Here is a 10,982-nt window from a genome sequence, read left to right on the forward strand (position 1 = left end):
ACCGCCAGGTTGGCGGGCTTGAATAGTTGAACGCGTTCAATGGTCTACGCCTTGCCGGCTGGCCGCGGCCAGCGATCGGCACGGAGCGCTTCTGCGACGGTCAATGGACCGTCGCATCTCCGGCATCGCCGACCGACCACATCTTTTCGAGATTGTAGAAGGCACGCACTTCCGGGCGGAAGATGTGGACGATGATGTCGCCGGCGTCGATCAGGACCCAGTCGCCATTCTGCAGGCCTTCGACCTTGCACATGCCGTGGCCGGCCTCTTTCAGGTCGCGCAGCACGTGGTCGGCGACGGCCGAGACGTGGCGGTTCGAGCGACCGGAAACGATCACCAGATGGTCGGCGAGGGCGGACTTGCCCTTCAGGTCGATGCTCAGGATGTTCTCGCCCTTCGAGTCCTCAAGGCTCGAAATCACGACGTCGATGGCGGTCCGGCCGAGCTTGGTTTCGCTCGTGGCAGCCTCGGCAGGAGCGCTCGCGAGGGCGTCCTCCGTCTTTGGGGCAGGTGTCAGCGTCGTTGTTCCTTTGTCTGGGCGGGGAGGGGACGTCATGTCCCGGCGCCTCTTTGAAGATAGGCAGGGTTCGGTGGCAGTTTCAAGACGCAGGTCCCCCGGCGCGGAGCGCGCTGGAGGACAGCGACGAGCGTGGGCCATGAAGGAAGACCCAGGCTGGAGCCTCGCAGAAGGGCAGCGCGGCGGCGTTCTCCTCGGCCAGCCGCATCGGCGCGAAGGTCTTCGCCATCGGCGAGGAGAGGAGCGCCAGCGTCGCGCCGGGACGGTCGACCACGGCGATCGGATAGGTCGCGGCGATCCGCCGCCAGGCCTGCCAGCGGTGGAAGGAGGCAAGGCTGTCGGCGCCCATGATCCAGACGAAGCGCACGCCCGGTTTCAGCCGGCGGACCAGCGCGAGCGTATCGGCGGTATAGCGCAGATGGTGGGCGGCCTCGAAGGCGGTGACGTCGATCCGAGGATCGCGCGCCAGCCGCTCCGAGGCGGCGATGCGGTCGGCCAGGGGTTTCAGGATGCCTGGATGCTTCAGCGGATTGCCGGGGGTGACGATCCACCAGAGACGGTCGAGCTTCAGGCGGCGCATCGCGGTTTCCGCCACCAGGAGGTGACCGTCATGCGGGGGGTTGAACGAACCGCCGAACAGGCCGACCCGCATGCCGCGCTCGGTGTGCGGCAGGCGCAGCGCCGCGGGCGGCACCGCCGGCATGCCGGCCTCCTCGTCGAAGCTCACGGCCTGATCTGGCCGGTACCGGAGACGCGGTAGTTGAAGCTCGTCAGCTGCTCGACCCCGACCGGGCCGCGCGCGTGCATCTTGCCGGTGGCGATGCCGATCTCCGCGCCCATGCCGAACTCGCCTCCATCGGCGAACTGGGTCGAGGCGTTGTGCAGGAGGATCGCCGAATCGAGGCTGGAGAGGAAGCGCGCCGCCGTCGCCGCGTCGTCGGTGACGATCGCCTCGGTGTGGTGCGAGGAATGGCGCTCGATATGGGCGATGGCGTCGTCGATGCCGTCGACGAGGGCGACCGTGATGATCGCGTCGAGATATTCGGTGTCCCAGTCCTCGGCGGTCGCCGGGCGGGCGGCCGGGAACAGCGCCCGCGCGGCCTCGTCGGCGCGGATCTCGCAGCCGGCCGCAGTGAGCGCCGTCAGCAGTGGCACGAGGTGGGTCGAGGCGACGGCGCGGTCGACGAGCAGCGTCTCGGCCGAGCCACAGACGCCGGTGCGGCGCATCTTGGCGTTGACGACGATTGCCTCGGCCATGGCAAGGTCGGCCGCGCCGTCGACGTAGACGTGGCAGAGGCCCTCGAGATGGGCGAAGACCGGCACGCGCGCGTCTTTCTGGACGCGGGCGACGAGCGAACGGCCGCCGCGGGGCACGATGACGTCGATGGCGCCGTCAAGGCCCGTCAGCATTTCGCCGACCGCCGCCCGGTCGGGCGTCGGCACGATCTGGATGGCGTCGGCGGGAAGGTCGGCAGCTGCGAGGCCCTCGACGAGGGCGGCGTGGATCGCCGCGGACGACGCCGCGGAGTCCGAGCCGCCGCGCAGGATGACGGCATTGCCGGCCTTCAGGCAGAGCGCGCCGGCATCGGCGGTGACGTTCGGGCGGCTCTCGTAGATGACGCCGATGACGCCGAGCGGGGTGCGCACGCGGGAAATGTGCAGGCCGTTCGGCCGCTCCCATTCGGCGATCACTGCGCCGACGGGATCGGCGAGCGCCGCGATGTCGCGGATCGCGCTGGCAATGCCGGCGACGCGGGCGGCGTCGAGCGTCAGCCGGTCGACCAGCGCGCCGCTCATGCCGGCCGCTTCCGCTCTCGCCAAATCCTGCGCATTGGCCGCAAGGATCGCGTCGGCGCGGGCTTCCACCGCCTTTGCCATCGCGTCGAGTGCGGCGTTCTTCTGCGCAGTCGGGGCGAGCGCGAGCGTGCGCGCGGCCCGGCGGGCCCGCGCGCCGATGTCCAGCATCAGCGTCTCGATGTCGTTGGAATGGACCGTGTCCAGCATGTCTTCTTCCTCAGGCGATTTCGCCGGCGTCGCGGAACTGGCGTTCCAGGACGAGATCGTCGCGGTGGATCATCGCCGTTCGCGGGGCGTAGCCGAGCGCCGCCTCGATCGCCGAGGACCGGAGCCCCGCCACGAGGCGCGCCTCGGCGCCGTCATAGGCGACGAGGCCGCGTGCGACCTCGCTGCCGTCCTCGGCCGCCACGACGATGGTATCGCCGCGGCCGAAATCACCCTCGACCGCCTTGACGCCCGCCGGCAGCAGGCTCTTGCCCGACATCAGCGCGCGGACGGCGCCGTCGTCGACGATCAGCCGGCCGGAGGTATTGAGATGCCCGGCGATCCAGCGCTTGCGGGCGGTGACGGGGTTGGCGGTCGGCAGGAACAGCGTCGCCGGCTCGCCGCGGGCAATGGCGGCCAGCGGATTCAGCCTATCGCCGGCGGTGATGATCATCGCAGCCCCCGCGGCGGTCGCGATCTTGCCGGCGTCGATCTTGGTCTTCATGCCGCCGCGCGAGTATTCCGATGCGGCGACCCCGGCCATCGCCTCGATCGCCGGCGTGATGCGCTCGACCAGCGGGATGTGCCGGGCGTGGGGGTCCAGGGCGGGGGGCGCGGTGTAGAGCCCGTCAATGTCGGAAAGGAGCACCAGGAGATCGGCGGACATCATGGTGGCGACGCGCGCCGCCAGCCTGTCGTTGTCGCCATAGCGGATCTCGGCGGTCGCCACCGTGTCGTTCTCGTTGATCACCGGCACGGCGCCGAACTGCAGCAGCGTGCCGACGGTCGCGCGCGCGTTGAGGTAGCGGCGCCGCTCCTCAGTATCGCCGAGCGTCAGGAGGATCTGTCCGGCCTCGAGCCCGTGGTCGCCGAGCCGCTCGGCATAGGCCCGCGCGAGCGCGATCTGCCCGACGGCCGCCGCCGCCTGGCTCTCTTCGAGCTTCAGCGTGCCCGGCGGTAGCTTCAGGATCTTGCGGCCGAGCGCGATGGCGCCGGACGAGACGATCAGCACCTCACGCCCGCCCGCGGCAAGCGCCGCGACGTCGGCGACGAGCGCCGTCAGCCAATCCTGCCGCAGGCCCGTCTGGCGGTCGACGAGGAGGGCCGAGCCAATCTTGACGACGAGCCGGCGGGAAGCATCGAGCGTTAAGGCAGCGGTCATCTGGGGTCGGCGCCCTCGGGCAGGCTGTCCCAGCGGGTCTCGTCGACCTCTTCTTCTTCATCGTCCATGCCGACGATCTCGCGCCGCAGCTGGCGCAGCACCTCGGTCATGCCCTCGCGGCTGACGGCGGAGATCTGCAGCGGCGGACGGCCGCAGGCCTTGGCCAGCTGCTTCAGCTTGGCCTTCTTGTCCTCGGGCGTCAGCGCGTCGATCTTCGACAGCGCGACAATCTCCGGCTTGTCGGTGAGGCCGCCGCCATAGGCCTCGAGCTCGGCGCGGACGGTCTTGTAGGCGTAGCCGACATCGTCCTCGGTCGCCGAGACGAGGTGCAAGAGCACGCGGGTGCGCTCGACATGGCTGAGGAAGCGGTCGCCGATGCCGACGCCCTCATGCGCGCCCTCGATCAGGCCGGGAATATCGGCGAGGATGAACTCGGCGCCGTCGACGGTGGCGACGCCGAGGTTCGGGTGGAGCGTCGTGAACGGATAGTCGGCGATCTTCGGCCGGGCGGCGGTGACGCTGGCGAGGAAGGTCGACTTGCCGGCATTCGGCAGGCCGACGACGCCGGCATCGGCGATCAGCTTCAGCTTCAGCCAGATCGTCAGTTCCTCGCCCTCGATGCCGGGATTGGCGCGGCGGGGCGCCTGGTTCACCGAGGTCTTGAAATAGGCATTGCCGAAGCCGCCATTGCCGCCGGCGGCGATGCGGTGCTTCTGGCCAATGAAGGTGAGGTCGCAGAGCAGCGTCTCGCCGTCCTCGGCGAAGACCTGGGTGCCGATCGGCACCTTCAGCGTCACGCTGTCGCCCTTGCCGCCGGCGCGGTCGCGGCCCATGCCGTGGACGCCGGTCTTCGCCCGGAAATGCTGTTGGTAGCGATAGTCGATGAGCGTGTTGAGCCCGGAGACGGCCTCGACGAAGACGTCGCCGCCTTTGCCGCCATCGCCGCCGTCCGGCCCGCCGAACTCGATGAACTTCTCGCGCTTGAACGAGACCGCGCCGGCGCCGCCGTCGCCCGATCGGATGTAGACCTTGGCCTGGTCGAGGAACTTCATGGCATGTCTTTCCGCGCGTCCCGGCAGGGGTGAGGTCACCAGGCCGGCTTTATTCTACTGAAAACGAGGGCCGGCGCGAAGGCCCGTCCTCATGAAACTGGTATTGGCACCCCGCGATCTACGCAGTGCACCGACCGGCGTCGGCCCGCCGATCAGGGCGCGGTCGGCGGCTTGGAGAAGACGACGCGGGCGCCGGCGACCGGGATCCCGGCCTTCGACACCTGCACCCTGTTCAGCACCGTGCCGTCCGGCTGCGCCTGCATGACGTGCCGGAAATGCAGGACGAGCGATCCGCCGCCTGGCGCGTAGCCGTCATAGTCCAGCACGACGCCGTCCGCCGTTTTGTAGCCGCTGACCGGCACCGGCGGGCCCAAGACACCCTTGCCGCTCTCGGTCTCGACCGTTCCCTCATAGCGGCCGCCGGGCCGGACGGCGAGCGTCCAGCGCTGCAGCCGGTCGCCCTTGGCGAAATGGAACCGCTCGTCGAGGGCGAGGCTCTCTTCCGTCGCGGTGCCGGTAAAGTCCGCGGTGAACGTCTCGGCCGAGACATAGGCGGTATCGATCTCGCCTTGGCTCTGGCTCGATCCGTCGAAAAACCGATCGAGGGCAAAGCTGCCGCCGGCATCGGCCGCAGGCGGCTCGGCGAAGGCGCCGCCGGCCACGGCCTTCAGCCCAAGCCAGCCGAGCCCGAGCACCACCAGCACCAGCAGCGATTTCGCCAGGCGATTGCGTCTCATTGCCGTCATGCCCGTCCCCATGCCTTCAAGGCCTTCCACGCCCGGCGATCGAGGTGGAAATCCTCGCTCGCCACCCGCCCGGCCGAGACCGAGACAAAGGTGCCGGTGCCGCGGTGCTGGAAGCCGCATTTCTCCAGCACCCGCCGGGATGCAAGGTTGATGACCCGGCAGTCGGCGCACACCTGATCGATATCGAGCCGGGTGAAGGCAAGGTCCACCATCGCCTGGACGGCCTCGGTGCAGAAGCCCTGGCCCCAGTGCGGCTGGCCGATCCAGTAGCCGAGGTCGACCGCGCGCAGCCGCCGCGTCGGCCGGAGGCCGCAGAGGCCGAGGAAGGCGCCGGTCGCGCCGTCGGTGACCGCGAACACCATCTCGCCCGACACGTTCTCCAGAAAGGCGTGCGCATGCTCGATCGTATAGGGATGCGGCAGCCGCGCCATCATGCGCGCCAGCGCCGGATCGTCGGCGAGCCGCGCCATCTCGGGCGCATCCGCCATCACCGGGCGGCGCAGCAGCAGACGCCAGGTGACGATCGGTTCGAGGGGTTCTTCCAGCAGGCTGTCCAGCGGGTGGTCCACGGCATCGGTCCTTGCGAACGAAAAAAGGGAAGATGGCGGCCCATCTCCCCTGATCTCGCTAGGACCCTCGACCGTCAAGGTCGGATCGCAGCGCCGGGGTCGTGGGACACCGGCGCGCGATCGGCTCCGGTCATTCTGCGGCGATGGCTTTCGGCATGACCGAAATATAGGCGCGGCCTTGGGCCTTGGTCTGGAAGGTGACGATGCCGTCGACGGTCGCGAAGATCGTGTGGTCGCGGCCGATGCCGACGCCGGCGCCCGGGTGCCACTGGGTGCCGCGCTGACGCACGATGATGTTGCCCGGGATGACCGCCTGGCCACCGGACTTCTTCACGCCGAGGCGCTTCGACTCGGAATCGCGACCGTTGCGGGACGAGCCGCCTGCTTTCTTATGTGCCATGGAATCTCTCCTATCGCCTTCCGCCGCCGCTTCGGGCTGCTCGGGCTCTCTGTTCTAGTCTTGCACGGTGCCGGCCCGAAAGTCTTCAGGCTTTTGCCACCCCTCGAGGGGCCGTGCGACGATCAATCCGCCGGCCCCGATGATCCGCCGGCGTGGCCATGCCACGGCGCGAACCAAAGGGGCCGATCGGGACTATTCGGCCGAGGTGTCCTCGGCGGCCTTCTTGGCGCGCGGCTTGGCGGGGGCCTTAACCTTCTTCGGCGCCTCGGCGGTCTCGTCGCCGGTCGCTGCGGTCTCGGCCTGGGCAGGCTTTTCCGACGAGACCTGCGTCTCGGCGCGGGCCGGCTTTTCCGAGGCGGTCTGGCCCGCGGCGAGGATCTCACCGATGCGGATCAGCGTCAGGTCCTGGCGGTGGCCGCGGGTGCGCTTGGAGTTCTGGCGACGGCGCTTCTTGAACGAGATGACCTTCGGGCCGCGCGTCTGCTCGACGATCTCGCCGGTGACGGTGGCGCCGGCCACGAAAGGCGCGCCGATCGTCGTGCCGAGCATGAGCACCTCGGCAAAGGTGACGGAATCACCGGCGACGCCGGGGACGCGCTCGATCTCGAATTCGTCGTTGGCGACGACGCGGTACTGCTTGCCGCCGGTCTTGATCACTGCGAACATGGATTTTCCTTCTGCGATCGAGCCTCGGACGCTGCCGGGCCGTCTTCTTGTTGTTCTTGGGTCGTGCCGGTCGTTGGGCCGGGTCTGTCCGGCGATGCCGTGGCCGAAGCCGGACATGCCGCCGAGAGAGCGTGGTAACCCACGTCCATCGGGCGCGTCCTTAGACGAGGAGGGGCAAAACGTCAAGGCGGCAGGGTCGGGTCTGCCTTTCCGGAGGCGGCACCAACCGGACCGCAAAGTCCTTGCCGACAGGCGATCTGCATCGTCACGGTGCGAGGCGGCGGCAAAAAACCTGCACACCGCGCGATAAAATCCCTAGACAAGCCGCCCGCTTTCCACGATATGGTCCGCCCCGGAGAGGTGGCAGAGTGGTCGAATGCACCGCACTCGAAATGCGGCATACGGGTGACCGTATCGGGGGTTCGAATCCCCCCTTCTCCGCCAGTAGCCCCTTAGACCCACTGTCCTGCCTGGAAAGTGCTGCGCAGTAAGGCTTTCGTCATCGCCCGGTGGTACACAAGGGTGGTACACACGATGGTGCTGAAAATGGCGCAACCCTACCCTCATCCTAAGACCGGCGTCTTCTATTTCCGGCAACGGGTTCCCTCCGATCTCGCGAAGATCTTCGGGCGCGAAGTGGAGAAGATCTCGCTCCGTACGAAAGACCGGGCCGAAGCGCGCCAGCGGTTCCTGGCGCATGCCTCGAAGGTCCAGGAGCGCTGGCGGATTCTCCGGTCCGGATACAGATCGCTGTCGTTCACCGACTACACCGCGATCGCCGGCCACTTCTATCGGGCCCACGTCGCCCGGTACCGCGCCGGACGGATCTCGCCGTTCGGCCTGTTCCATCCCTCCATCACGCGGTTCGTCGAGGACTCCGCGAACCGCGATCCCTCGACCCATGCCGATTTCCAGCTGGCCTTCGGGAAAGAGATCCAGACGTTCCTGGACGAACGGGGAATGCTGCTCGACGCCGACACGAGGCGTGTTCTCGATTACAAGATCGCCCAGGCGATGCGGCAGGCGGAAGAGCAGGCCGGCAAGTACCTCGGAGGCGACTTCAGTCCGGATCCCCTTGCCGATCGCTTCCCTCCGATCGAGGAGCTCAAGCCGACGTCCGCGGTCGTCAGCCTGTCGATCCTCGAATCGTTCGAGACCTATGCCGAGAAGTCGAAGCTGGCGCCGTCCACACGGAAACGGTGGCGTCCGGTCTTCGGTCACCTGGTCGCCTTCGTCGACCATGACGACGTGCGCCTCCTGACGCGGCAGTCGCTGGCGGACTGGAGAGACGAGCTGTCGAAGACGCGGAGCGACATCACCGTCAAGGATGTCTATCTCGCTTCGTTGAAAGCCGTCCTGAACTGGTTGGTCGACGAGGGAAAGCTTTCCGTCAATCCGGCGGTGGGCGTGAAGGTGAAGGTGGTGAAGGGGGACAAGAACAGGTCGAAGTCGCTTTCAGACACCGAGGCCAGTACGATTCTCTCGGCTGCTCTTCTTCCATATCCCCGTCTCGAGAGAGCCCATTCCGCGGCGCGCCGCTGGGTGCCGTGGATCTGCGCCTACACCGGGGCCCGCGTCAACGAAATCACCCAGCTTCGGCGTCAGGATATAAAGAGGGAAGGCGACATCTGGTATTTCCGGATCACTCCGGAGGCCGGCACCGTCAAATCCCGAGAGTTCCGCAACGTCCCGATCCACCCACACCTCATCGAACAGGGGTTTCTGAAGTTCGTGGAAAGCAGGGGGCCGCAGGAGATGTTCTACAATCCTCGCGCCAGCCCTGTGAAGGAAGACCCGCATCCTCCGTTCAAGAAGATCGCGGAGCGCCTCGCCGCATGGGTCCGGGAGCTTGGCGTAACGGACGAGGACGTCAGTCCGTCACACGGCTGGCGTCATCGCTTCAAGACCGAGGGTCGCGAGGCTTCGGCCGATCCTCTGGTACTGGATGCCATCCAGGGGCATGCGGCGGCGAGCGAGGGGACAAAGTACGGCGAGTTCTCGCTCGCCGTCATGCTCCGTGAAATGTTGAAGATGCCACGATACGAGGTGGGAACGGCGTGACCTTGACGCAGGGGCTCCAGGCTAAGTAGGCCGGCGTGATTGCGGATACCCACATACACTGCCGGTTCCGCATGGAAATGCGCAAGGCGGACGTCTCGGACTTTGTCCTCGATGCCTTCAAGGCCATGAACCGGCAGCTGGCACGAATTCAGGCCAAGGCTAGGGGACCCGGTTTGAAGCCGTGTTGCCGGGCTGCGGTCGCTAGCGCTGCGGCGACGAGAAGCAGGATGGTCCAAGGAAACGTGCCGGCGCCTCCATGCTCGAGCATCAGGCCGCTCACGATGCCGCCCGCGGCAACTGATAGGCTTCCTTTCTGGGCGACGTCGAACACGCGCCCCAGCCCAGCATGCACCCGAAACAACGGCTATCGTCATACCGGTCACTTGAAGAACGCGTCGAAGACGTACGGCAGCGCTCAGTCGGCCTCGCGATGCTCTGACTGTAGATACCGGACGCATGAGATCGACCAGTGTCTGATCATCTCAGTTGCGCCCAACACGGTCTCTCAATGATGCACTTTAGGGGTCGGAAAGCGGACGTTACAAAAGTTGGACGAGACTTCTCCCAATGAGTTTCGGGCCACGGATCTACCCAGAAACGAACGTGGGCTGATCCGTTTTGCGTAATTCCGATGCCGTCCGCCTTTAGAAATCGCTACAGCATATTCAGCAGATGGAATGACCTTCGACGCGATTGAGCCTCCGATGTGCAACAGATTCTCGAAGGTGAGAAATATAAACGTGGATTAGGGTCTTATCCCAGAAGGCATGAGTAGGTTCATGTGACTGAACCTCGAAAATCGGACGATCGCCGTTCTCAGAATCCCTGGAACAAATAACGGTTAATTGATTCTGGTTCATACTCAGTATTAAATTAAAATAAAGCAGGCTCGTAACGATCGTCACGAGCCTGATAGTTGATTATCGTTGCGCTTCCATAATGACAGGCAACGGAAATTCGAGGCCAGTTAGCAGCTCATCGATAGCCATTGGATGAACGATCATTGCAACAGCGTCACCTGATCCGCTTACGCCCACCACGGAGAGCGAACCATTTGCCATCAGTTGAACGCTTTCCAGCTGAGCCAGCGAAAAGCTGCGGAAACGTCTGTTCTTGGTCATGACGACCTACCCTCCCTGTGCGCTCAGAATTCGGCCCAGTCATTCGCCGCCTGATCATGAGCAGCGCCGCCTTTGCTTCTAACTGTGCGCATCTGGACGACAGGACGATGCGCCGCCGAATGGGACTTCGCCGATGGTCGGTTCGATTGGCTATCAGCTTGTGTTCGGAACCGGCCGATCAGGATCGCAAGCTCTTCTGTCTCGCTTGATAGAGTATGCGCCGCGGCGGTTGTCTCTTCGACCATCGCGGCATTCTGTTGGGTCACCTTGTCCATATTGTCCGCAGCCATCGAGACTTCCTTCAAGCTGTGTGCCTGTTCGGCTGCGCTAGCGGCGATTGCTGCGACGACAGTGGTCATTTCTCCGACCTGATCGACGATCTCTTTCAGTGAGCCGCCAGATGCCGATACAAGCTCCACGCCCTTGGCTACCTGTGCGCTAGAGGTGGAGATCAGGTTTTTGATCTCCTTAGCCGCTTCCGCGGATCGTTGCGCCAGACCACGCACTTCTTGCGCAACCACGGCAAAACCCCGACCAGCTTCACCCGCCCGTGCGGCTTCCACGCCGGCATTAAGCGCGAGGAGGTTCGTCTGGAACGCGATCTCGTCGATCACACCGATGATCTTACCGATCTGGTCAGATGATTGTTCGATCTCAGACATCGCATCGATTGCCCGACCAACAATC

The 10,982-nt window shown here is 65.8% G+C and carries 12 protein-coding genes and 1 tRNA gene; 2 read left to right on the forward strand and 11 right to left on the reverse strand.

Annotated elements, in window-relative coordinates:
* Positions 1 to 100 precede the first annotated feature (100 nt).
* The 9 genes from rsfS to rplU all read right to left on the reverse strand — a co-directional run bounded on the left by rsfS (position 101) and on the right by rplU (position 7,113).
* Complete coding sequence (gene rsfS, locus ACZLZY_RS18020) at positions 101 to 556, reverse strand: ribosome silencing factor (RefSeq protein ID WP_472935584.1); 456 nt, start codon at positions 554 to 556, stop codon at positions 101 to 103.
* A 43-nt stretch (positions 557 to 599) separates the two neighbouring features.
* Entirely contained in the window at positions 600 to 1,220 is a 621-nt protein-coding gene (locus ACZLZY_RS18025; RefSeq protein WP_472935610.1) for a nicotinate-nucleotide adenylyltransferase, read from the reverse strand.
* A 20-nt stretch (positions 1,221 to 1,240) separates the two neighbouring features.
* Entirely contained in the window at positions 1,241 to 2,521 is a 1,281-nt protein-coding gene (locus tag ACZLZY_RS18030; RefSeq protein ID WP_472935585.1) for a glutamate-5-semialdehyde dehydrogenase, read from the reverse strand.
* Positions 2,522 to 2,531: 10 nt separating this feature from the next.
* Positions 2,532 to 3,680 carry a glutamate 5-kinase gene (proB, locus tag ACZLZY_RS18035; protein ID WP_472935586.1) on the reverse strand — a complete coding sequence of 383 codons (1,149 nt, stop codon included), beginning with the start codon at positions 3,678 to 3,680 and terminating at the stop codon, positions 2,532 to 2,534.
* Positions 3,677 to 4,732, reverse strand: a complete 1,056-nt coding sequence (gene obgE / locus ACZLZY_RS18040) for a GTPase ObgE (RefSeq protein ID WP_472935587.1) — start codon at positions 4,730 to 4,732, stop codon at positions 3,677 to 3,679. Before obgE ends, proB begins: the two co-directional genes overlap by 4 nt.
* A gap of 152 nt (positions 4,733 to 4,884) precedes the next feature.
* Entirely contained in the window at positions 4,885 to 5,469 is a 585-nt protein-coding gene (locus ACZLZY_RS18045; protein WP_472935588.1) for a DUF3833 family protein, read from the reverse strand.
* Positions 5,470 to 5,474: 5 nt separating this feature from the next.
* A complete protein-coding gene (locus ACZLZY_RS18050) occupies positions 5,475 to 6,047 on the reverse strand; it encodes a GNAT family N-acetyltransferase (protein WP_472935589.1) in 573 nt (190 codons plus the stop codon).
* A gap of 130 nt (positions 6,048 to 6,177) precedes the next feature.
* Positions 6,178 to 6,447, reverse strand: coding sequence for a 50S ribosomal protein L27 (rpmA, locus tag ACZLZY_RS18055; RefSeq protein WP_472935590.1), 270 nt, complete (start codon positions 6,445 to 6,447; stop codon positions 6,178 to 6,180).
* A gap of 192 nt (positions 6,448 to 6,639) precedes the next feature.
* The gene (gene rplU / locus ACZLZY_RS18060; protein WP_472935591.1) at positions 6,640 to 7,113 is read right to left on the reverse strand and encodes a 50S ribosomal protein L21; all 474 of its coding nucleotides are present in this window, start codon (positions 7,111 to 7,113) and stop codon (positions 6,640 to 6,642) included.
* A 354-nt stretch (positions 7,114 to 7,467) separates the two neighbouring features.
* On the opposite strand from rplU, the gene ACZLZY_RS18065 reads away from it, so the two are divergent.
* Positions 7,468 to 7,557: transfer RNA gene (locus ACZLZY_RS18065), tRNA-Ser, on the forward strand.
* Between the two features lie 102 nt (positions 7,558 to 7,659).
* Positions 7,660 to 9,174, forward strand: coding sequence for a DUF6538 domain-containing protein (locus ACZLZY_RS18070; protein WP_472935592.1), 1,515 nt, complete (start codon positions 7,660 to 7,662; stop codon positions 9,172 to 9,174).
* Between the two features lie 920 nt (positions 9,175 to 10,094).
* Here ACZLZY_RS18070 and ACZLZY_RS18075 read toward each other — a convergent pair.
* Positions 10,095 to 10,295 carry a hypothetical protein gene (locus tag ACZLZY_RS18075; protein ID WP_472935593.1) on the reverse strand — a complete coding sequence of 67 codons (201 nt, stop codon included), beginning with the start codon at positions 10,293 to 10,295 and terminating at the stop codon, positions 10,095 to 10,097.
* Between the two features lie 23 nt (positions 10,296 to 10,318).
* Positions 10,319 to 10,982: methyl-accepting chemotaxis protein (locus tag ACZLZY_RS18080; RefSeq protein WP_472935594.1), on the reverse strand; the 664-nt coding region annotated here is incomplete at its 5' end.

It is taken from the genome of Mesocryomonas lacus, assembly GCF_055730135.2.